Raw genomic sequence first — 20,279 nt, 5'->3', positions numbered from 1 at the left:
TTATTTTGGTCTATACTAACTACAGTCATCATCACGAATCAAGGACGATATTATGTTGAACACAATGCGAACCGCTCTCATGGCCCTCCCTTTCCTGCTGCCTTTTTCAGCCGAGGCCAGCGCACCGGCTGGTCAGGATTTTAAAACAGTCTGTGTCAATGCGTGGATGAAGTCGGCACCGGAAAACGGTAAGGTAGACTATCAGAATTTCGGTGAAAAATACTGCAGCTGCGCCGCCGGAAAATCACTGACAACGCAGGACGAAGTGAACAAGGCCGCTCAATCCTGCATGGGACAAACCCTGCTGCGTAACACCGCCGATGCGCTTGAAGACAGCCCTGGTCTCGACAAAGTCACGGCAGAGGACGTTATGAGTGCCTGCCAGGCTTCGTGGGGTATCATTTCTCCTCAGACCAAAACCGCACCTGAGACCGTAGTCACGCAGTTTTGCACCTGCGTTCAACCCCAGATGGTTGAACTGGCTAAAAAGAACGAGGATATGACAGACGATCAATGGTATGAAAAAGTAGATGCCATATCCGCTGCCTGCTCACAGATGCCTGTGTCTGAAAAGCCGGCGAGTTCTGGCTCAGCGCAGTAAAGATAAACGCCTCGAAATATTCTCCGGCAAAGAATTGATTGCAGGGGCAGGGTGTGCGGACGTGCACACCCTGTTATAGCGTGCCTATGGAATTATTTCTTCTTGAAAAGCTGGTTACGTACCCAGTCCATGAGTTCACTCAGTTCATCCTCAATGGCGCCGAGCTCGGATGCGTTTGCACAGTGAATCGCGTCTGTATAATTAACGCCTCTGAGTGCATTTGAGAGGTTGAATATTGCATTCATGTTTTCATCAACAATGTTGATTCCTGCTTCTGTGACAGATTGAGCGGCTTTTTTGTATGTGGCTGCACAATCATGTAACAGGTTATCGCGTGCCGTTCTCTCCAGTTCTGAAAGGCTTTGATACAACGCATGACATCGTTCCGGGGCGCTCATATTTTTGTCCTCTGCGAATCCATTGGTACAGCCCAGAGCCAGCATCAGTGCCGAAGCAAGCGGTAAATATGATTTTTTTGACATATCTCAATATCCTTATTATGAAAAATTGCGCTGGAAATATATCGTATATTTCCAGGTCTGTCCTGATAAACTTTAGAGGTTATACCGGGCTTCTGTGTACTGGACAAAACTCCGGGCTGTCATTCCCGCGCAGGGAGGACAAAACGCAGCAACTCGAGCACTCCTGGGTTTCTGAAATTCGTATTTTTCAGTTATACCACCATATGTAAAAATTCAGGTAGCTTGCGAACAGAATCCAGAGTAAATAGGGCATCATCAGCCACGAGACCGTTTTTATCTTTTGACAGGCCAGCCAGATTATCATCCCCACCATAATATCCATAAGGCCCAAAACCAGGAGCGACAATCCGGTTAAATGGTAATGGAAGAACAAAGGCGTCCACATCCAGTTCAGGATGAGCTGAGTGACATACAGGGTTTTGATAAGCCGTAGTCCAGGAAACTCCTGAGCACGCCAAATGAGCCATCCACAGGCGCCAATAACAGCGTACAAAACCGTCCAGGCGATCGGAAATACGTAATTTGCAGGCGTCAGAGCTGACCGATTCAGCGTGCTGTACCAGGCGCTGATTTCTGGTCTGGTTAAAGAGCCAATCGCTCCTCCAATCCCTATGAGCACGACAATCCAGACAGTTAAAGTGAGATAGTTTTTATTTTCTGCACTCATAAATAATAGACCCATCCTGGTTAGAAGAGACTGAAGATTGTAGGCAGGAGCCGTTCAACACGTCAACTTTAAAGTCTTTGGTGAATCAGGCTTTCCTTTGTGACATACCGGATTTGGTGCTAGTATACTAATACATTATCAGACGATAGATTAGACAATGGCCAAAGAATTAGACGCAAAAATAGCGGAATTAATGCATGCCATTTCATTGATTGAGAATCAGGACGAGGCATTGCGTTTCTTTACTGATCTGTGCACCCCGGCAGAGCTTGAAGCCATGGCTGATCGCTGGCAGGTAGTTCCCATGGTCCGCCTCGGTATTCCCTATCGCACCATTCATGAGCGCACTGGGGTCAGTGTTGCAACAATTACACGTATTGCACGCTGTATTAACCTCGGCGAGGGAGGCTATACCCTCATCGCAGATAGACTTCCCTCAGCATAAGTAACCCTTCCCGCCGTTAACAACACGTTTTTTATTTGCTTAAATTGTTGACACTTTCTCAGCACGAGTGCTACCATGCGATAATGTTCTAATGCGCTATAACATTATCGCATAATAACGAGGTGGCAACTAATGAATACACGATTGAGAATAGCCTTACAAAAAAAAGGCAGACTGGCAGACGAGTCACTGTTTCTGTTGAAACAGTGTGGCTTACAGTTTCGGTTAAAAGACAATGGGTTACTGGCACATGTTGATAATTTTCCGATTGATCTGCTGTTTGTCCGTGATGATGACATTCCAGCGTTAGTATTCGATGGTCTGTGTGATGCGGGAATCGTTGGCGAGAATGTGCTGTTTGAAAAGACAGGGGAATCTGACCGCCAGGTTCAAGTGCTTGCCCGGCTGGGTGTGTGTGTCTGCCGGTTGTCGATTGCCGTACCCCTGCCATTTGACTGGCAAGGCCCCAGCAGTCTCAATGGAAAACGCATTGCGACCAGTTATCCCAATCTATTAGGCGCCTATCTTAATGAACACGCCGTGGATGCCGAATGTATCGTTCTTTCAGGTTCAGTAGAAATGGCGCCCCGCATGGGTATGGCCGATGTCATCTGTGATCTCGTATCAACGGGCCAGACCCTGGAAGAAAATAAACTGATAGAGGTCGATACCGTTCTTAAAAGCCAGGCAACGTTTATTCAAACGATGCAGCCACTGAATTTACAAAAGAAACAATTGCTAGACATGTTGCTTCGACGCGTTGGCGCTGTACGTGAAGCGGACACGCGAAAATACATTATGTTTCATGCTCCGGTTTCAGAACTGGCAAACATTTGTGAATGCCTGCCGGGAGCCGAAATGCCTACGGTACTGCCCCTGAGCGAGTCAGAGGATAAAGTGGCTGTCCATGTCGTTTCGAGAGAACAGATTTTTTGGGATACCCTGGAGCGTATTAAGCAGTCAGGGGCAACAAGTATCCTGGTTTTGCCTATTGAAAAAATGCTGGCGTAGGAGCATGTGATGTTAAAACCGTTATTGTGGAGCAACTTATCAGAGGCTCAGAAAAAAGCTTTGTTACAAAGACCTGGCACCTTATCACCGGAGACATTCACAAAAGACGTACGTGATCTGATCAAAAAAGTTCAATTGCGGGGAGATGAATCTCTGTTCGCACTGACGCAGCAATTCGATAACGTGACGCTGAGTACATTGCGCGTCACTCAGGAAGAATTTGATGCCGCCATGAACCAGGTTCAGCCTCAGGTGATACGGGCATTTGAACAGGCGATAACGCTTTTGACGGCTTTCCATCAGCAACAGAAGCCCGCCGGTTACCGTATGGAAACATCACCTGGTATTGTCTGTGAGCGTGTTGTTATTCCTATTCAGCGCGTTGGTCTATATGTACCGGCAGGCAGCGCTCCTCTGGTCTCCACCGTATTGATGCTGGGGGTGCCATCGCGCATGGCGGCCTGCCCTTTACGGGTATTATGTGCCCCTCCTGATCAGACAGGCGCGATTAATCCTTATATCCTGGTTGCGGCATACCTTTGCGGCATACAGGATGTTTTTAAGGTTGGCGGAGCGCAGGCCATTGCCGCAATGGCTTATGGTACAGAGAGTATTCCTAAGGTCGATAAAATTTTTGGCCCGGGAAATCGCTGGGTAACCATGGCAAAAATGCTGGTTTCACTCGATCCAGATGGTGCTCAGCTGGATATGCCTGCCGGTCCTTCTGAGGTGATGGTTATCGCAGATGACGCAGCAAATCCGGCGTTCGTCGCCGCCGATTTACTGTCACAGGCAGAGCATGGTGAAGACTCGCAGGTTTTTCTGATTTGTAAGAGCGAGGCATTTGCAATGGCTGTAAACCGTCAGATTGACATTCAATTGCAGACCTTATCAAGAGCCCGTATCGCCACGGGTTCTCTCAGGCGGAGCGTCTGTGTCGTCATGGAAGATGAAGCGGATGCCATCGCACTGGCCAATGCCTACGCTCCCGAGCATTTGATTTTGCAGTTATCCGAACCGAGACAGTATGTGTCCGCCATTTATGCTGCGGGATCCCTGTTTTTAGGGCCCTATTCTCCGGAATCAGCCGGAGATTATGCGAGTGGAACCAATCATGTTCTACCGACGGCGGGATTTGCGAGGGCCTGCAGTGGTTTGTCCGTTCAGGATTTTATGAGAACGATGTCCGTGCAGGAGTTAACAAAAGATGGTCTTTCATCCATTGCTGAAACGATACGTGTGCTGACCGGGATTGAGGGGCTGGATGCACACCAGAATGCCATGGATATCCGGCTGCAGGCTGTAGGAGAAATATAATGAGATGTGCTGTTACTCTCGCAAGAGAATCCATACGAAAACTGGTTCCGTACAGTTCGGCACGTACAGAGAGTATGCCGAAAGGGATACGCCTGGATGCCAATGAAAATCCATTCTGGCGTGAGGATGGCTTAAACCGCTATCCCGATCCTCAACCGGCCTTATTAAGACAGAGACTGGCAGACCTCTATGGTGTCGAATCATCACAGCTGCTCATGACACGAGGAAGTGATGAGGGAATTGATTTATTAACGCGTGTATTCTGTGAAGCAAACAAAGATGCCATTCTTATTACTCCTCCCACTTACGGCATGTATGAGGTGGCAGCCAATATTCAGGGAGCAGGCATTATCCGGGTCCCCCTGGACAAAGAGTCTGGCTTTTCTTTGAATAAGGAAACTATTTTAAACCTGCGCAATCCCGCCATAAAATTAATTTTTTTATGTTCTCCGAATAATCCTGCCGGAAATATTTTAAGCGGTGATGATGTCATCACGTTGTGCCGCGCATTTCAGGATCAGGCCATCATAGTATTGGATGAAGCCTATATTGAATTTTCTACAGCAGGCAGCCTGAGTCACCTTGTTCTTCAACACCCAAATTTAGTGGTCTTACGAACGCTCTCCAAGGCATTTGGTTTAGCCGGGGCTCGATTAGGCGCGCTCATTGCCGATGGCAGTATGATTGCGCTGCTCATGAACGTGATGGCTCCCTATCCGATTCCAATGCCAGTAGAGCGCGCGGCCATGAAGGCCTTATCGATAGAGAATCAAGCCCTGGTGCGCGCCGAAATTCAGACCATACGACAGGAGCGCGACAGGTTGAGGGCGTTTCTTGCGACGCTTCCATCTGTGGAGTATGTGTATCCATCCCAGGCTAATTTTTTACTGGTTAAGGTAAACGATGCTTCCACATGGATGGATGTCTGTAAAGCGCATGACATCATTATCCGCTCGCGGGTTAATCTTCTGGGGCTTGAAAACTGTGTGCGTATCACGATAGGCACCGCGGAGGAAAATAAGCGTTTAAAAGAGGTGCTTTCCTATGTCTGAACAAAAAATTCTATTTATTGACAGAGACGGCACCCTGATTGATGAGCCCGCAGATAAACAAATCGACTCATTAGAAAAGCTGGCCCTGGAGCCAGGCGTCATTCCGGCCTTATTGCGACTCAAATCACTGGGATATCGTCTGGTGATGCTCAGTAATCAGGATGGTCTGGGAAGCAGCCGCTATCCACAGGCTGCGTTTGATTCGGTTCAGGAAAAACTGCTCAGTCTTTTGAGTTCGCAGGGGATTGCGTTTGATGCGGTTCACATTTGTCCACACTGGGAATCAGATGGCTGTGAATGCAGAAAACCTGGCCTTGGTCTGGTGCTTGATTATCTAGCCATGGCTGACCTCGACAGGCAGCGTTCTTACGTTATTGGCGATAGAGCCACAGACTGTTTATTGGCAGAAAAAATGCGGCTCAAAGGATTTTTATACCATAGAAATCAGAATAACTGGCCAGCTATTGTCGCACAGATTGAGCATAGACATCGGGTGGCCAGTGTTCAGAGAAAAACCGCTGAAACAACGATAGAAGCCCGGGTAGATATAGATAAGGAACAGTTTATCAACATAGATACCGGCCTTGGTTTTTTTGATCACATGCTCGAACAAATCGCACGGCATGCCGGCATCAGCCTTGAACTTAAGGCAGTCGGTGATTTACGGGTCGATGAGCATCATTTAATTGAGGATACCGCGCTGGTTTTAGGCGACGTGCTGCGCCGGGCTTTAGGTGATAAGTGTGGCACGAATCGGTATGGATTTTTGTTACCGATGGATGAAGCCCTGGCTGAAGTGGCACTGGATTTAAGCGGGCGTCCTTATTTTATGTTTGATGGGGAATTTTCCCGGGAACGGGTGGGTGATCTGCCAACCGACATGGTCCCTCACTTCTTTCAGTCACTGACGCAGGCATTAAGGGCGACACTGCACTTAAAAATGCGGGGAAGCAATGCGCATCATCAGGTTGAGAGTCTGTTTAAAGGGTTTGGCCGGGCATTTCGTGATGCCAAACAATGCAGTGGTATGGGTATTCCGAGTACGAAGGGGATTTTATGATTGTGATTGTCGATAGCGGTGGCGCGAATCTGATCTCGATTAGCAATGCCATAGAGCGCTTAAATAAGCAGGTGACTGTAAGCAGCAGGCCACAGGATATTGAGCAGGCCAGTCATATCATTTTACCCGGTGTTGGCTCAGCAGAAACAGTCATGAATCGATTAAATAACCTGGGATTGGTTGAGATATTAAAGGCAACAACCAGACCCGTGCTGGGAATCTGTGTCGGCATGCAGGTTTTATTTGATTATTCAGAAGAAGGCGCCACACCGGGTCTCGGTATTTTGAAGGGAGCCGTTAACAGGCTGCCTCGTATTCCCGGTCTCTGTCTGCCTCACATGGGCTGGAACACGATTACTACGCGCGCTTCTTCGGCGTTGATGCGGGGTATTGCGCAGAATGCCTATGTTTATTATGTCCATAATTTTGCAGCCCCGGTGTCCAGCCATACGATTGCAGAAACAGACTACGGCTCGCGCTTTTCTGCCGCCGTAGAATACCGGAATTTTATGGGCGTGCAGTTTCATCCTGAACGATCAGGAGCAACAGGTCATCAGGTATTAAAAAATTTTCTGGAGCAAACGCTATGATTATTTATCCTGCTATTGATATCCGTGCTGGTCAGTGTGTGCGCTTATATCAAGGAGATTATGCTAAAGAAACGGTCTACCAGGATAAGCCAATAGACGCTGCAAAACAGTTTCTGGATAAAGGGGCGGCCTGGCTGCATCTGGTTGATCTGGATGGCGCTAAAAATCCCGACGACAATCAGGCGTCCCTTATCAACGAATTATTAAGGCGTATTCCGGTCAATATTCAGGTCGGTGGCGGCATTCGGACAGAGGCTCAGATTGATGCTTATTTTGCAGCAGGCGCCGGTCGTGTTGTGATTGGCAGTCTCGCCTGCACGTCACCTGAACGGGTTGAAGCCTGGTTAAAACAATATGGACCCGAACGCATTGTGTTAGCGTTTGATGTCGCTTTTGATGGCGACACGCCGATGGTCATGACGCAGGCCTGGCAGAATGTGACCGATATTGCTTTGTTTGACATCGTTGCGCGCTTTGCAGCCTCAGGTGCCCAACACATTCTCTGCACCGATATCAGCTGTGATGGTGCACTGAGCGGGCCTAATATGAATTTATATCGGCAGATGACAGCGCAGTTTCCAGAATTGAATATTCAGGCCTCAGGCGGCATCAGTCAGCTGGATGATCTTCGCCGCCTCAAACGTATCAATGTGTCCGGTGCCATTATGGGACGGGCACTGTATGAGAAAAAGTTCGATTTATCAGAGGCATTATCATGTTAAGCGTGCGTATTATTCCTTGTTTAGATGTCAAAGACGGGCGTGTTGTGAAAGGCGTTCAATTTCGTCATCACCGCGATCTTGGCCGGGTCGAAGATCACGCGGCCTTTTACAGAGACCAGGGCGCGGACGAATTGGTTTTTTATGATATTACGGCCAGCAGCGAAAACCGAATGCTTGATAAAAACTGGGTGACACACATTTCCAGATTGCTCGATATTCCCTTTTGTGTCGCCGGCGGCATCAGGTCCGTTTCAGATGCCCGCGCGGTATTTCAGGCCGGGGCCGATAAAATTTCCATTAACTCTCCGGCACTGGAGCGCCCGCAGTTAATTCAGGAGCTGGCACAGGAATTTGGCAGTCAGTCGATTGTCGTGGGCATTGATAGCTTTGAAAATAATAACGATTATGAGGTCTATCAATACACAGGTTCTCAGCTTAAGACCAGGAAAACGGGGCGCAGAACCACGGAATGGGTGCAGGAAGTACAGGCATTGGGGGCCGGTGAAATCGTCCTGAACTGCATGAATCAGGATGGTGTAAAAAAAGGCTACGACCTTGCTCAGTTAAAAAAGATACGGCAGGTAACCCAGACGCCCTTAATTGCTTCTGGGGGTGCTGGTCAGTCACAGGATTTTCTGGATGCCTTTAAGGAAGCGCAGGTTGATGGCGCTTTAGCGGCCAGTGTATTTCACGACAGACTATTATCCATTCCTGCTTTAAAGACATTTTTAGCGCAACAACAAATCGTGGTGAGATGATGATAACACGCAATGTTCCTACTATTGACTGGGAAAAAATAAATGGCCTGTTACCGGCCATTATTCAGGATAATCAAACAGGGCAGGTTTTGATGTTGGGTTATATGAATCAGGAGGCTCTTTGCGCCACCTGCGAAACGGGGCGGGTGACCTTTTACAGTCGCACCAAAAAACGCCTGTGGATGAAAGGTGAGACATCAGGACATATCCTTAGCGTTGTGCAGATAGTAACAGACTGTGATGACGATGCCCTGCTTATCCTGGCTGAAATTAAGGGGCCATGTTGTCACTTAAATCAACCGAGTTGTTTTGGTGATTATTCAGCCGCATTTTCTACCTTATTTCATCTTGAGGAGGTGATTCTTTCCCGATATCGAGAGCGGCCAGAGCAGCATTATACCACTCAGCTGTTTGAGCAGGGATTGAAGCGAATGGCACAAAAGGTAGGGGAAGAAGGCGTTGAGGTAGCCCTTGCGGCCAGTTGCGGCGATAAACAGGAAACAATAAACGAAGCAGCGGATTTGTTGTATCACCTCTTAGTGCTGCTGGTCGCAAAACACATCTCTCTAAATGAGGTTAATCTCCTGTTGAAACAGAGGCAAAGGTCATGAAAACAGCATTTATTTCAGTCAGTAATAAAAACGGATTAGCGGATGTTGCCAGAGCATTGGTTAATCTTGATGTACGATTAATTGCCTCAAAAGGGACGGCAGCGTTTTTAAGTGAAAATAAGATTGAGGTACTATCGATAGAAGATTACTTAAATATCTCACCCATCCTCGATGGACGGGTTAAAACACTGCATCCCGCATTGTTCAGTGGAATTCTGGCTGATCGAAAGAATATAAAGCACAGGCAGGAGCTGCAGCAAATGAAGGTCGAGCCCATTGATTTTGTCATTGTCGATTTGTATGATTTTTCACAACATCAGGACATGGAGCACATTGACATTGGCGGCGTATCTTTAATCCGGGCCGCTGCTAAAAACTATGAATATTGCACGGTGGTCAGTGATACAAAGGATTATCCGGTCTTAATGGAGGCCTTGCAGTCGCTGGGCATCGAGACGGGTTTAGAGTTTAGAAAAAAAATGGCCGCGCGTGCTTTTTCAAACATTTCAAAATACGATGCTGAGATAAGCCGCTGGTGTGGAGAAGAGAATACAAAATCTCTCCAACTGCAAAAAACAATCGATTTGTCTTATGGGGAGAACCCACATCAGGCCGCCCATTTCTACAATGGGCGCGATGAGCATCCCAATATTCAATTACTCCAGGGGAAGCCTCTTTCTTATAATAATCTGCTGGATCTCGACGCCGGTATCCGATTGGTTTCAGAATTCGACACCCCCGCATGTGCGATTATTAAACACACAAATCCCTGTGGCGTAGCATTAGGGCCGTCCGCAAAACAGGCTGTTGAATGGGCCTATCATGCCGATGAAAAAAGCGCATTCGGTGGGATTGTGGTTTTGAATCAGCGCGTTGATAAAGACACCGCGTTATTTTTAAAAGCACATTTTTTTGAGGTCATTGCAGCCGTTGACTACACGGCAGAGGCTCGTGACATTCTTCAGAAAAAAGCAACAGGTCGCATCGTGACGTTTACCAGACATCAACCCGTAATGGAAATCCGCACGGCCTTGAATGGGTTTCTAATCCAGACACCCGACTCCCGTCTTTTAAATATTGAAACATGTCTTGTGCCCACCTCAAAAAAACCAGAGAAAGCCTTGTATTCCGACTTGTCTACCGCATTTCAGGTGGTTCGACATATGAAGTCAAATGCCATCGTGATTGTGAAAAACGGCGTGACCCTGGCCATGGGAATTGGGCAAACGAACAGAGTGGATGCCGTCCATCAGGCTCTATTACGCGCAAAAAACGGCGACTTACAAAACGCGGTACTGGCATCGGATGGCTTTTTCCCTTTTGAAGACAGTATTGAACTCATTGCCCGCTCCTCGATTAAAACGATCATCCAGCCCGGCGGCTCACGCCGGGATCGCATGGTTATTGAAGCCTGTGACAAGCATCAGATCAGCATGGTGATGACCCGCATCAGAGGATTTAAGCATTAGGGTTGAGAATCGGTTCATAACGCCTGCGCAAGGACATGTCGGGCGAAGCGCTCGACCTACGCTGCCTTTTTCATTTTCACATGCCATCCCGTTGTCTATAATCAACAGACGCAACGATTGAGAGCAGGCTTAAAAAAACATTGTGCGGTCGCTTCTGCCCTGGCCGAAAGGAGAGCCTGATTTTTCAATATTCCTGTATAAAGGCAGCTACCCAGGTACGTCATCCAGAGCGTAGCGAAGGATCTCAAATGGTTTAGCATGGAGCCAAAATCAGGAGATCCTTTACTACGTTCAGGATGACGTGGGTTCATTTTCCATCCATGATTTGCGCACAATGCTACGCTGGAGAATAGATCCGCGCAGCGCGGGGATGACACTTGCATGTCAAAACTAAATGGAAATAGTAGTAGTTACGTATAAAGGTGGTTTAAATGACTAAAGGCGTAAAAAAACAGCATCTTCCTGAGAAATTATGCGCTCGTTGCGGCCGGCCTTTTACCTGCTTTAAGATAGATAATATTTGGCAGTCACTGAATTTTGATTTTTTATGCAGAATCTCCTCCAATACAGATTATGAGAGGGGGGATTACCTTGCCAAAGAAGCTTTCCGGCATGGCATTATCCCTGCAATCCCCTTTTCTACTCATATTACCAACATAACCATGGTTTTTTAATAACTTACGATAGTCATGGCTCGCATACTGTGGCCCGCGATCAGAGTGAAAAATTAATCCTCGTTAATGGGTGTGTGTATCCATTAAATCACGTCAGATTTGTGTTGGTTTTTTGCGGTAACAATTCTGCCTTAACCGTATTTATTACGGTGGTAAGCGTTTCTCTCTGAATTTATTATTTAGCCAAAATCTTATTAACCAGGAGTAAATTATGAGTAGTAGCGAACGGTATATAAAACCCCTTGTGAAGGAAAGCACAGCTTATGTGGATGGCATCATTGCCAGTCAGCGCGGAAAGGATTGGGTAGCTGGAAACGTTAATATTGCCGATAGAATCTTCACTAAAGATATGACTGTAACCATACTCGGAGACGGTGTATTCAAAATCACAGCGACTGAATATGATAAAATTCTTTCACCGGCTCAAGCTGCTTTTTTGAAGATGTTCCAGCCTGTCAGTGAAGTTGATGGTGTAAAAGCGACGATTGATGGAGTCGAGTATTCAGGAAAAAATGAGATTCTGTTTAATAAAGGGAACATTACTGTTGATGGTAATCCGGTCACTCCCACGTATAAAATGTAAGAAGCGTAGCCCATATTAGACGAAGTCGTAATACGGGAAATCGTCCATAATTGCCATCGTAAGTTCAAAACTTACATTGTTGTTATCCTCGGATAGTAACAGCCCAGGTACGTCATCCAGAGCGTAGCGAAGGATCTCAAATGGTTTAGCATGGAGCCAAAATCAGGAGATCCTTCACTACGTTCAGGATGACGTGGGTTCATTTTCCATCCATGATTTGCGCACAATGCTACGCTGGAGAATAGATCCTCGCAGCGCGGGGATGACACTTGCATGTTAAAACTAAATGGAAATAGTAGTAGTTACGTATAAAGGTGGTTTAAATGACTAAAGGCGTAAAAAAACAGCATCTTCCTGAGAAATTATGCGCTCGATGCGGCCGGCCTTTTACCTGGCGAAAAAAATGGGAAAAAGTCTGGGAAGAGGTAAAATACTGCTCTGATTCATGCAGAAAAAAATGATACAGCCGTAACCTGTCAGGGGCAACGCCGGCCGGACACGTCGCCCAGAGACAAAATGCTTGACTATCCCTCCACCAATGGCACTATATGAACAATAAAACCAGAAGCGTCAATTTATCAGGATAGTCTGCATGAAGGATCGTAATAATTACCGGGTTGCCGTTTTTACCTTTGATCATACAATATGCCGGGAGCCAACGTTTTTTTTTTTCAAAAACCTTGTCGTAGACTATGATCAACGAAGAAAAGACGATCTTCTACGGCATTTCCACTTCAATCAGGCTGATTATGAGTGTGGAAAAAAAGACGCGCCAGGGATGATCAAGACGGGAGTTTCTTCCTGGTTTTTACATAATGAACAGTACCTCAGCGCCATTGCAACGTTTCATGCTTATCCAGATTACATTGCGGGTTATCTGGCTCATATTCTTGGGAAAGAGTTAACAAGACTCGATAAGCACTCAGTTACCCCAGAAGAAAAAACATTAATTGCTACTTATGCTGTTGAAGGGGAGCGCCGCCCCATTCTCATTTCATACCTCAACCCCTTACACGACAGGGGGGTGGCCATCGACAGTTTTACATGGAAAACAAAACAACTGGAGCAACTCCGACAGGTTATGTTAGACAATAGCTGGATAGCCGGCGAGGACATGATGCATTTCTACGAAGGGGTGTGTTCGCATTCTCAATGCGGAGAAGGCTCTTGCGGTATACCAAAAGAGGCAGGCTATACGCCCAAAATCTCACAACTGTCGCTTGAACGCTCGAGTTCTACTCGAATGGGTTTCGTCACCGTGCATCGCGTCTCTCCGGGAGACGAATTTCAAGCCTCGCCTACTTTGGAAGAAATGGAAATCCTGCATCCCCCGCGAGCTGCTGCCAGCAGCCCGATACCAGTGTCATCAGACCGGCGCCCCACCCTTTTACTGGCTGGCTGGGGATTATTCGCGGTCACTGCCGCGATACTTGGCTGCGCGGTTTTGAAAGGGGAAGCAAAGGATTCTGAGCCACGCTGGATGCCCTGACGCATTTTTTTGAAAGCTCATCGAACCCCTCTATCCCGTGCTGGAGCGTTGGTGGAACGATTAATTCACATTAATGATTGGTGGATTTATGGAGTACACTTTGAATAAAAAACCATCTCTACTTGTGATAATTTCCTCGTCAATAATAACATTAATGTCCAGTGATATTTTTTTACCTGGCATGCCACATATAGCGGAGTATTTTTCCGTAGATAATTCCATAGCGCAGCTTTCGATATCACTTTTTTTAGGCGGACAAATACTTGCAACCCTTTTCTGGGGAGCTTTATCAGATAGTATTGAACGAAAAAAAGTATTTTCAATTGGAATATACGTGTTTTTTATAGGCACAATAATCTGTATTTTATCAACCAATATCTATATCTTTTTACTAGGGAGGGTAATACAAGGCATAGGGGGAATTGTAGCTCCCGTTGTGGGCTGGGCACTCATACAAGATCTTTACCCCAAAGATAAAAGTGCCGCAGTTATGTCTTGGATAGGAAGTATTATTGCCTTGGCGCCCATGACAGCTCCCGCATTAGGTGGACAAATCACCAGATATTTTCACTGGAAAGGCAATTTTTATTTTATTGCCATCACGACTGGAATTGTCCTGGCTGGGTTATCTGCGTTACCACACAATCACTTGAAGATACAAAAAAATAATTCAACAAGTCAGACAATCAAGCAGTATGCTGACATTATGAAGAATAAATTATTTGTAAGTTATGTGTCGTTATTTGCTTTATTAGCGTGTGGTCAATGGTGTTTTTTAACCATGTCTCCATTTTTATATAAAAATATAATGCATTTATCCGCTGATAAAATTGGTCTTTTAATGACATTAAGCGCATCTTTTTTCATTTTGGGCACAGGCCTGGCCTCTCGTCTACTGAATCGCCTGGGAGTTGATAAGCTTCTTGGCATGGGTACTAAGTTGTCAATGCTAAGTGGACTAATGCTGTTAGGATTTCATTTATTTGGTATTTATAATCCTATCCTTATCTCTTTAACATTTGGTTTTTATCTCTTTTGCGCTTCTTTATTATGGGGAGCAAGTTCATCAAGAGCATTACAATGCTATGAAGAGCAGCGAGGCGCAGCATCTGCAGTACGAAGTATGTTAATGATAGTTTTTTTTGCAGCGGGTAGTTATTTAGGTTCGTTGATAAGAAATGATAGTCTTTTAGATGTATCTATCGTGCTTATTACTATATCGATTAGTTCGATTTTCTTGAGTTTTACGACAGTGCCGGAGAATCACAAGGTAAACATTGCGGGTAATACCCAGTTCTATCAAGCAAGCGTAGCCCGTATTAGACGAAGTCGTAATACGGGAAATCGTCCATCCATTTGAGATCAGCGTAGAGAATAAGAAGGGAAATGTCGGGCGAAGTGCCCGACCTACGCTTGTTCAATTATTTCTTCAGCTGCTACAATTTTTTCTTCTTCTGTACAGCTATATACTGAGCATGTCTTAATACATTAATTGCCATTGTAAGTTCAAAACTTACATTGTTGTTATCCTCGGATAGTAACTACCCAGGTACGTCATCCAGAGCGTAGCGAAGGATCTCAAATGGTTTAGCATGGAGCCAGAATCAGGAGATCCTTCACTACGTTCAGGATGACGTAGGTTCATTATGTTGAATGAAAGAACAAATTTATCCACAACCTGAGTAGTTACTTTTTTAGTCATACGTGCGGTTGCGTTGACTGTTAATAATAACCGGTATCTTCAACGGCCAGGGATATGCTCCCCTGAATACGTCTCCCGTACGTCACAATTTGGCACATGAGGCACCAGTCTGGCAACGATGGGCCTGCTTTGAATCTTCAATTGCTGCGTGACTTCCAGCGTGTAGTGTTCACCTGACTGAAGCTTACTGGTGTCGTATTCAATGCCAAACTCTTCCTCTTCTAATGTAGAATAAGAAACTCCTATTGTAATTGACAGTTTTTTCAGCTTGTTCAGATCTTGCGCCCTCAGACATTCTATCGATGTACCAAGTGTTAAATTTCTAAGTCGAAGATGCAATTTACCATCACTCTCGAGCAGGGACGCCTTGTATTTTTTGACGCCGTCAATATAAATATTCAGGGATGTAATTGTCCCGCCACAATAGGTTTTGCCACCCTTCCAGCTAAATTGCAGGCTTGTACGCGGGGCAGGGGTGGAAAAAAAGGGATGACCGGCAGACACATCCTGCTCTGATGAACTCATGTTTACTCTCCTTGACTCAATGACATGGTAACTCCCGCGTTGCCCGGGAGTCGTGTTTATTTTAAATAGTTACTTGCAGAATGCTCCAGACAGTTCAGGTGAGCAATGTTATGCCTGACGATACTTGTCCGGGAATGCCAGAGCAATACATACGTGGATCATCAGACAAATGAATGGAAATATCCTGCTTCAGATTCGACAACTTCTCGTCGGCCTTGCGATACAGCGCCATGGTGGGCAAGGGTTCTTTGTCGTCATCGGCCAGATTGTACTCTATAAATTGTGCCAGTAAAACATCAGCATTTCTGGCAAAATCCGGCCCGCGTTGTTTCCCGGCTCCAACCTTGCGGGGCTGGTCTTGGAGCGTTATCATCGCATGGGTACAAAGACGGTGAAGCTGCAGCCAGTAGCGTTGCAACCTTTCCTTTCAAATTATTAACGGGATGATTATGCGTTTGATACTTGCGATTTTTTTACCTTTCCTTGTTTTTTCACTATTAAAAGACCCATATCAGGTGTTGTCTGTCTGATTTTACAACTTACATTGATTGGCTGGATACCTGCCGCATTGTGGGCTGTGTATTCTTTGTCGCAATATAAGACCGACAGGAAGATTGATGAGATGCGAAAAAATTTTTAGGGCCTGTTGGTAATTCACTCTGCTGATCACCTTATCATTTTTTCACAGCACGAAGCTCACATTGTCCGGGACTATTGCCTGCCTTTTTTGTTACAATGAGGGATAAAAAATGATTGTAAAGAACAAGCCATTTCATTGACATTGTTGAATGGATACATCGATGAGCGTATGCTTGATTCATTTACTGAACCATACTAACGGCTGAAAATTGCCCATTAAATAGTATTGTTAGATACTATTGCAAATTCTTTTATAGCTTTTTAAAGGACTAAAAATGCTGAAAAAAATCATAACGTTCGTTTTGTTAACTGCAATGGTATTTCTTTCTACCGCATCAGCAGAAAATTACCGGGTTTCTGCGACAACAAACACAGTAACGCTGGGCCTATATACACTGGATAAGCAACCTGTAGTTAAAGTCCATTCGGGAGATTCTGTGTCGCTGGAAACATGGAATAGCTGCTTGCATGAAATGGTCTTTAATAAAACAACACCGGCTGAAGTTGCCAGGTTTTATTCCAAATATGACATTCAAAATCGGCGTGGCATGCATAGCTTAACCGGCCCGGTTTATATTGAAGATGCTGAGCCTGGAGATGTGTTGGAAATTCGAATATTAGACATCAAATTAAATGATTTCGGCTATAACTTTTTAAGTCCTACGGCGGGAATTTTATCAGAGTTTACCCAGCCTCGAATTAAGTATTTTAAATTTAATAAAGCTAAGACCACCACTGAATTCACAAAAGGGCTTTGTCTGCATCTAAAACCATTTCCAGGAATTATTGCGGTTGCTCCTCCCAAGGATTGGCCTGACGGTTGGCCGGTAAATTTAACAACCCATATGGGCCAACCCGTTCCAGGCCAATTCAATTCGGTTCCACCGGGTCCTTTTGGTGGAAACCTGGATGAACCGGGTTTACAGGTTGGTTCGATTCTTTATCTACCTGTGTTTCAAAAAGGTGCGCTGGTTTGGACGGGGGATTCACATGCGATGCAAAGTAACGGCGAAATTGACGTTACTGCGCTTGAAACTTCCTATGAAGGTATTACTTTGCAATTTTTCGTAAGAAAAGATCTAAAAGCGGAAGGCGTATTCGATAAATCTAAACGCAATGGCAATAGTTTATTTACCTGGCCTATTATTGAAAATGCGGAAGAATGGATTGTGGTAGGATTGAATGAAGATCTCTTTAAAGCCATGCAATTAGCTTCTAGAAATGCCATTGAATTTTTAGTGCGCACTCAAGGATTTTCACCACAGGAAAGTTATCAGTTTTTAAGCATGGTTGGTAATTTCGATATTCCCGAAGCAGTCAATGTCGTCAAAAATGTGGCGGTACATATTCCTAAAAAATATTTCAAAAATACAGGTAAGATGAACACACTTTCTTCTGCGGGTAAGTTTCCCCTCGTATCGCCAAAGCTTGATGAAAATGAACGCTGCGAGCCTCAAGCAGGAAAAATTATTCAATAAAATGATAAATCGCACTCTCTTCTTTATTCTTTTGATGACTGTTTTTAGCGTTTTTGCTGAAACACTCAGGCCTGATTCTAAAAAATCAACACGTACACAAAGTACGCAGGCCACCAGTATCAGCTCTAACCCAGCTGCGGTTAATGTTTCTACCGGCAAAGGAACGATCCAGCGCGCCCTGGAAAAAAAACTTGGGATTGAAAATAATCATGGCATTATGATTCAGGGCGCCTGGATCGGAGACACCAATAATTTATTTTCGGGCGGTATACCTAATGCAGAGCGCACCACATCCAATAGTGTGTTACTGGTTGATTTGACGATTAAAATGGACCAGCTAATCGGGTGGAGAGGCGGTTTATTCAGCGCCCAGTTTTTACAACAAAACGCGCAAAATACCAATGCACAGGCAGGCGTTATTCAAGGCTATAATTCTTTACCCGATGTTGAGCCGTTTAACCGGTCAGAGCTCTATGCGCTCTGGTATCGGCAGGCACTTTTTGAAGATAAATTGTTTGTTCGCATTGGCAAGACAATAACGACCCTCGATTTTAATAATGTTGTTAAACCTGTGCCGCTAACCGCTGGTGAACCTAATATCCCAGCAGTAACCGGTTTAATTTATACTCCTGTCTTCATCAATCCGGCTGTAGATGGCGTTATGCCAGGCTACACCAATTCTGCTTATGGACTCACCATAAATTTTACACCTGTGAAGCAATGGTATCTTGCATATGGCATTTATGACGGTAATCTGGCAAGCGGTAAACAAACCGGTTTAACCGGACCAACATTTAACGGAAATTATTTTCAGGTTGCTGAAACAGGCGCAGCCTGGATTATGGGAAAAAAGCCCGGAACCGCTGCAATCGGAGCATGGCATCAAACAGGGCTCATTCGTCAGCATAATTTAAGTGAAATCGATGCCTCGGGCGCTTATTTATTTGGATCTCAACGTCTATGGTATCGGCATCCAGGATACGATACCAGCGGTATCTCCGCCTTCTACCAATTAAGTATCAATAACGCCAGTGTCTTACCAATGAACAAATCTATTGGCGCAGGTTTAACTGTCTTTGGCTTAATCCCCAATCGAGAAGCTGATTCTCTGGGTTGTGGTTTTTCATTGGCATGGTTGAATAAACGCAGTACCAATCGATCATCGGAATTAATGTACCAGGTTTATTATCAAGCACAAATAATTCCAAATATTTATTTAGAACCCGCGCTTTCCTATATTCCTACGCCAGGACAAAGCTCAAGTTTGCCCCCAGCATTTGCAGGCACAATAAGAGCGATCGTCTTAGCTTGAATGATTTTTGATTATCATTCTCGCATCAACCACCACGGCTTCCTTATCAGTTATAACCAGTGGATTGACATACATTTCATGAATTTGGGGTAATTGGCAAAGCCAGCGTAGGTCGAGCTAGAAAATTACGCAAATCGGAGCCCCCGAAGCATCATCCAGTTTTTGAATTGGGGTCTGGAGTCGCTGCCCAAGCGAAATCAAGTCTGCTGTTCTTACTTCACATAAGGTGGTGACTGCCGCCAAATCAAGACAGGGGCCGCCACGCCCCCCTCCCGTCAGTGGCAGCGCAGAACGAAATATAGCAAAATCAGAACCCATACCGAGCGCGCCGCCGTCCCAATTCTGCCATGAGGAAGTAACCCAATTATAAAACATTAAAGACCGTGGCAAGACCTTTTCGGTAAAATCTGGCACTGGAGAAAATGAGCGGTCCGGATGGCAATATTCGTGGCGAACATGTGCTGGCAAATCCCGCTGCGCCCCGCCCACGACTTTACACCAATGCGCGTATCTATGCGGCCAATCCCAGGCATCAAAATTATCAACATAGGCTTGAAGCGCCTTAATGAGCGGCTGAAAATTAAAGTGCTCTTTTTGCGCTTCGGATTGCTCTAACAAGCCCTTTCTTATCTCCTCACCTTGTTCGTTTTGAGGAAGACAGTCCAGCATCATAGTGTACATGTGGGTATCCATTGCCCACACGGCATATTGAAAAGCAGTACCTGTAAATTGATAACCGGCAATATCAATGGCGGCTCCTGTTTCCAAAAGCAGCTCAGGAAATTTAGCCAGGATGGCTTTCGCTTCATCCTGACGTCCATGCGCTGCATGTTCAATCAGGGTGTTGGTTAAATTCTCCTTTAACGGGTATAAGTTGGCTATATCATTCTTGTTGAATAGACCCATGTTATTTAAAAGCACGCTAAATACCGTCTGTTGAAGTGACTTGTTAGCCGGGTTTTCGCCGGTTATTACATCCGTTACAGCTGTTTCTGTTGCAGACATGGTTCGATTCCGGAAAGATTTCTGATCTTTTGTTGTACACTTAATGGCAGGGCAAGGCAAATTATTTGATATTTTTTTATCATTAAG

At 45.4% G+C, this 20,279-nt stretch carries 23 protein-coding genes and 2 pseudogenes; 18 read left to right on the top strand and 7 right to left on the bottom strand.

Annotated features, from left to right (window positions below; genetic code table 11):
* Window positions 1-52: 52 nt before the first annotated feature.
* Window positions 53-601, top strand: coding sequence for a hypothetical protein (locus ACQUTA_RS02265; protein ID WP_444986566.1), 549 nt, complete (start codon window positions 53-55; stop codon window positions 599-601).
* A 92-nt stretch (window positions 602-693) separates the two neighbouring features.
* On the opposite strand, the gene ACQUTA_RS02260 is transcribed toward ACQUTA_RS02265, so the two are convergent.
* Window positions 694-1,083 (bottom strand): hypothetical protein, encoded by a 390-nt coding sequence (locus tag ACQUTA_RS02260; RefSeq protein ID WP_444986565.1) that lies wholly within the window; start codon window positions 1,081-1,083, stop codon window positions 694-696.
* Window positions 1,084-1,270: 187 nt separating this feature from the next.
* Window positions 1,271-1,750: a TspO/MBR family protein gene (locus tag ACQUTA_RS02255; protein ID WP_444986564.1), complete on the bottom strand. Its 480-nt coding sequence runs from the start codon at window positions 1,748-1,750 to the stop codon at window positions 1,271-1,273.
* A gap of 157 nt (window positions 1,751-1,907) precedes the next feature.
* On the opposite strand from ACQUTA_RS02255, the gene ACQUTA_RS02250 reads away from it, so the two are divergent.
* From ACQUTA_RS02250 to purH, 10 genes are all read left to right on the top strand, one after another.
* Window positions 1,908-2,195, top strand: coding sequence for a YerC/YecD family TrpR-related protein (locus tag ACQUTA_RS02250; protein WP_444986563.1), 288 nt, complete (start codon window positions 1,908-1,910; stop codon window positions 2,193-2,195).
* A gap of 132 nt (window positions 2,196-2,327) precedes the next feature.
* Entirely contained in the window at window positions 2,328-3,206 is an 879-nt protein-coding gene (gene hisG / locus ACQUTA_RS02245; RefSeq protein ID WP_444986562.1) for an ATP phosphoribosyltransferase, read from the top strand.
* A 9-nt stretch (window positions 3,207-3,215) separates the two neighbouring features.
* On the top strand, window positions 3,216-4,523 hold the full coding sequence (hisD, locus tag ACQUTA_RS02240) for a histidinol dehydrogenase (RefSeq protein WP_444986561.1): 1,308 nt from the start codon (window positions 3,216-3,218) through the stop codon (window positions 4,521-4,523).
* Window positions 4,523-5,575 (top strand): histidinol-phosphate transaminase, encoded by a 1,053-nt coding sequence (gene hisC, locus ACQUTA_RS02235; RefSeq protein ID WP_444986560.1) that lies wholly within the window; start codon window positions 4,523-4,525, stop codon window positions 5,573-5,575. Before hisD ends, hisC begins: the two co-directional genes overlap by 1 nt.
* A complete protein-coding gene (hisB, locus tag ACQUTA_RS02230; RefSeq protein ID WP_444986559.1) occupies window positions 5,568-6,635 on the top strand; it encodes a bifunctional histidinol-phosphatase/imidazoleglycerol-phosphate dehydratase HisB in 1,068 nt (355 codons plus the stop codon). Before hisC ends, hisB begins: the two co-directional genes overlap by 8 nt.
* Entirely contained in the window at window positions 6,632-7,225 is a 594-nt protein-coding gene (hisH, locus tag ACQUTA_RS02225) for an imidazole glycerol phosphate synthase subunit HisH (protein WP_444986558.1), read from the top strand. Before hisB ends, hisH begins: the two co-directional genes overlap by 4 nt.
* Window positions 7,222-7,947, top strand: a complete 726-nt coding sequence (gene hisA, locus ACQUTA_RS02220; RefSeq protein WP_444986557.1) for a 1-(5-phosphoribosyl)-5-[(5-phosphoribosylamino)methylideneamino]imidazole-4-carboxamide isomerase — start codon at window positions 7,222-7,224, stop codon at window positions 7,945-7,947. Before hisH ends, hisA begins: the two co-directional genes overlap by 4 nt.
* A complete protein-coding gene (hisF, locus tag ACQUTA_RS02215; protein WP_444986556.1) occupies window positions 7,941-8,705 on the top strand; it encodes an imidazole glycerol phosphate synthase subunit HisF in 765 nt (254 codons plus the stop codon). Before hisA ends, hisF begins: the two co-directional genes overlap by 7 nt.
* The gene (gene hisIE / locus ACQUTA_RS02210) at window positions 8,702-9,316 is read left to right on the top strand and encodes a bifunctional phosphoribosyl-AMP cyclohydrolase/phosphoribosyl-ATP diphosphatase HisIE (RefSeq protein WP_444986555.1); all 615 of its coding nucleotides are present in this window, start codon (window positions 8,702-8,704) and stop codon (window positions 9,314-9,316) included. The genes hisF and hisIE overlap by 4 nt, the downstream gene beginning before the upstream one ends.
* The gene (purH, locus tag ACQUTA_RS02205; protein ID WP_444986554.1) at window positions 9,313-10,785 is read left to right on the top strand and encodes a bifunctional phosphoribosylaminoimidazolecarboxamide formyltransferase/IMP cyclohydrolase; all 1,473 of its coding nucleotides are present in this window, start codon (window positions 9,313-9,315) and stop codon (window positions 10,783-10,785) included. Before hisIE ends, purH begins: the two co-directional genes overlap by 4 nt.
* 587 nt (window positions 10,786-11,372) lie before the next feature.
* Here purH and ACQUTA_RS02200 read toward each other — a convergent pair.
* Window positions 11,373-11,522 (bottom strand): annotated as a pseudogene (locus tag ACQUTA_RS02200) (IS3 family transposase); the annotation flags it as partial.
* A 148-nt stretch (window positions 11,523-11,670) separates the two neighbouring features.
* On the opposite strand from ACQUTA_RS02200, the gene ACQUTA_RS02195 reads away from it, so the two are divergent.
* From ACQUTA_RS02195 to ACQUTA_RS02180, 4 genes are all read left to right on the top strand, one after another.
* On the top strand, window positions 11,671-12,042 hold the full coding sequence (locus tag ACQUTA_RS02195; protein ID WP_444986553.1) for a hypothetical protein: 372 nt from the start codon (window positions 11,671-11,673) through the stop codon (window positions 12,040-12,042).
* A 323-nt stretch (window positions 12,043-12,365) separates the two neighbouring features.
* Window positions 12,366-12,503, top strand: coding sequence for a DUF2256 domain-containing protein (locus ACQUTA_RS02190; protein WP_444986552.1), 138 nt, complete (start codon window positions 12,366-12,368; stop codon window positions 12,501-12,503).
* 131 nt (window positions 12,504-12,634) lie between these two features.
* Complete coding sequence (locus tag ACQUTA_RS02185) at window positions 12,635-13,531, top strand: hypothetical protein (RefSeq protein ID WP_444986551.1); 897 nt, start codon at window positions 12,635-12,637, stop codon at window positions 13,529-13,531.
* A gap of 100 nt (window positions 13,532-13,631) precedes the next feature.
* Entirely contained in the window at window positions 13,632-14,891 is a 1,260-nt protein-coding gene (locus ACQUTA_RS02180) for a multidrug effflux MFS transporter (protein WP_444986550.1), read from the top strand.
* A 381-nt stretch (window positions 14,892-15,272) separates the two neighbouring features.
* On the opposite strand, the gene ACQUTA_RS02175 is transcribed toward ACQUTA_RS02180, so the two are convergent.
* Together ACQUTA_RS02175 and ACQUTA_RS02170 are read right to left on the bottom strand one after the other, a co-directional pair.
* Complete coding sequence (locus ACQUTA_RS02175; RefSeq protein ID WP_444986549.1) at window positions 15,273-15,758, bottom strand: hypothetical protein; 486 nt, start codon at window positions 15,756-15,758, stop codon at window positions 15,273-15,275.
* Window positions 15,759-15,852: 94 nt separating this feature from the next.
* Window positions 15,853-16,176, bottom strand: coding sequence for a hypothetical protein (locus ACQUTA_RS02170; RefSeq protein WP_444986548.1), 324 nt, complete (start codon window positions 16,174-16,176; stop codon window positions 15,853-15,855).
* A 78-nt stretch (window positions 16,177-16,254) separates the two neighbouring features.
* Between ACQUTA_RS02170 and ACQUTA_RS02165 the strand changes: the two genes are divergently transcribed.
* The 3 genes from ACQUTA_RS02165 (at window position 16,255) to ACQUTA_RS02155 (ending at window position 19,187) form a co-directional block, all read left to right on the top strand.
* Window positions 16,255-16,398, top strand: a complete 144-nt coding sequence (locus ACQUTA_RS02165; RefSeq protein ID WP_444986663.1) for a YqaE/Pmp3 family membrane protein — start codon at window positions 16,255-16,257, stop codon at window positions 16,396-16,398.
* Between the two features lie 274 nt (window positions 16,399-16,672).
* Window positions 16,673-17,875, top strand: coding sequence for an acetamidase/formamidase family protein (locus ACQUTA_RS02160; protein WP_444986547.1), 1,203 nt, complete (start codon window positions 16,673-16,675; stop codon window positions 17,873-17,875).
* Between the two features lies 1 nt (window position 17,876).
* Complete coding sequence (locus tag ACQUTA_RS02155; RefSeq protein ID WP_444986662.1) at window positions 17,877-19,187, top strand: carbohydrate porin; 1,311 nt, start codon at window positions 17,877-17,879, stop codon at window positions 19,185-19,187.
* On the opposite strand, the pseudogene ACQUTA_RS02150 reads toward ACQUTA_RS02155, so the two are convergent.
* Both ACQUTA_RS02150 and ACQUTA_RS02145 read right to left on the bottom strand, forming a co-directional pair.
* A pseudogene (locus ACQUTA_RS02150) lies at window positions 19,179-19,277 on the bottom strand (hypothetical protein); the annotation flags it as partial. The gene ACQUTA_RS02155 and the pseudogene ACQUTA_RS02150 overlap by 9 nt on opposite strands.
* Window positions 19,278-19,304: 27 nt before the next feature.
* Window positions 19,305-20,192 (bottom strand): Dot/Icm T4SS effector CpeA-related protein, encoded by an 888-nt coding sequence (locus ACQUTA_RS02145; protein WP_444986546.1) that lies wholly within the window; start codon window positions 20,190-20,192, stop codon window positions 19,305-19,307.
* Window positions 20,193-20,279 lie beyond the last annotated feature (87 nt).

It is taken from the genome of Legionella navarrensis (genome assembly GCF_052527415.1).
Note: the sequence above shows the minus strand (reverse complement) of the source record. Positions and strands in the feature narration are given on the sequence as shown.

What these genes read in the sequence shown, in the direction of transcription:
- ACQUTA_RS02265 (WP_444986566.1), top strand. Translation starts at nt 53, where the DNA reads ATGTTGAACACAATGCGAACCGCTCTCATGGCCCTCCCTTTCCTGCTG.
- ACQUTA_RS02260 (WP_444986565.1), bottom strand. Translation starts at nt 1,083, where the DNA reads ATGTCAAAAAAATCATATTTACCGCTTGCTTCGGCACTGATGCTGGCT.
- ACQUTA_RS02255 (WP_444986564.1), bottom strand. Translation starts at nt 1,750, where the DNA reads ATGAGTGCAGAAAATAAAAACTATCTCACTTTAACTGTCTGGATTGTC.
- ACQUTA_RS02250 (WP_444986563.1), top strand. Translation starts at nt 1,908, where the DNA reads ATGGCCAAAGAATTAGACGCAAAAATAGCGGAATTAATGCATGCCATT.
- hisG (WP_444986562.1), top strand. Translation starts at nt 2,328, where the DNA reads ATGAATACACGATTGAGAATAGCCTTACAAAAAAAAGGCAGACTGGCA.
- hisD (WP_444986561.1), top strand. Translation starts at nt 3,216, where the DNA reads ATGTTAAAACCGTTATTGTGGAGCAACTTATCAGAGGCTCAGAAAAAA.
- hisC (WP_444986560.1), top strand. Translation starts at nt 4,523, where the DNA reads ATGAGATGTGCTGTTACTCTCGCAAGAGAATCCATACGAAAACTGGTT.
- hisB (WP_444986559.1), top strand. Translation starts at nt 5,568, where the DNA reads ATGTCTGAACAAAAAATTCTATTTATTGACAGAGACGGCACCCTGATT.
- hisH (WP_444986558.1), top strand. Translation starts at nt 6,632, where the DNA reads ATGATTGTGATTGTCGATAGCGGTGGCGCGAATCTGATCTCGATTAGC.
- hisA (WP_444986557.1), top strand. Translation starts at nt 7,222, where the DNA reads ATGATTATTTATCCTGCTATTGATATCCGTGCTGGTCAGTGTGTGCGC.
- hisF (WP_444986556.1), top strand. Translation starts at nt 7,941, where the DNA reads ATGTTAAGCGTGCGTATTATTCCTTGTTTAGATGTCAAAGACGGGCGT.
- hisIE (WP_444986555.1), top strand. Translation starts at nt 8,702, where the DNA reads ATGATGATAACACGCAATGTTCCTACTATTGACTGGGAAAAAATAAAT.
- purH (WP_444986554.1), top strand. Translation starts at nt 9,313, where the DNA reads ATGAAAACAGCATTTATTTCAGTCAGTAATAAAAACGGATTAGCGGAT.
- ACQUTA_RS02195 (WP_444986553.1), top strand. Translation starts at nt 11,671, where the DNA reads ATGAGTAGTAGCGAACGGTATATAAAACCCCTTGTGAAGGAAAGCACA.
- ACQUTA_RS02190 (WP_444986552.1), top strand. Translation starts at nt 12,366, where the DNA reads ATGACTAAAGGCGTAAAAAAACAGCATCTTCCTGAGAAATTATGCGCT.
- ACQUTA_RS02185 (WP_444986551.1), top strand. Translation starts at nt 12,635, where the DNA reads ATGAAGGATCGTAATAATTACCGGGTTGCCGTTTTTACCTTTGATCAT.
- ACQUTA_RS02175 (WP_444986549.1), bottom strand. Translation starts at nt 15,758, where the DNA reads ATGAGTTCATCAGAGCAGGATGTGTCTGCCGGTCATCCCTTTTTTTCC.
- ACQUTA_RS02160 (WP_444986547.1), top strand. Translation starts at nt 16,673, where the DNA reads ATGCTGAAAAAAATCATAACGTTCGTTTTGTTAACTGCAATGGTATTT.
- ACQUTA_RS02155 (WP_444986662.1), top strand. Translation starts at nt 17,877, where the DNA reads ATGATAAATCGCACTCTCTTCTTTATTCTTTTGATGACTGTTTTTAGC.
- ACQUTA_RS02145 (WP_444986546.1), bottom strand. Translation starts at nt 20,192, where the DNA reads ATGTCTGCAACAGAAACAGCTGTAACGGATGTAATAACCGGCGAAAAC.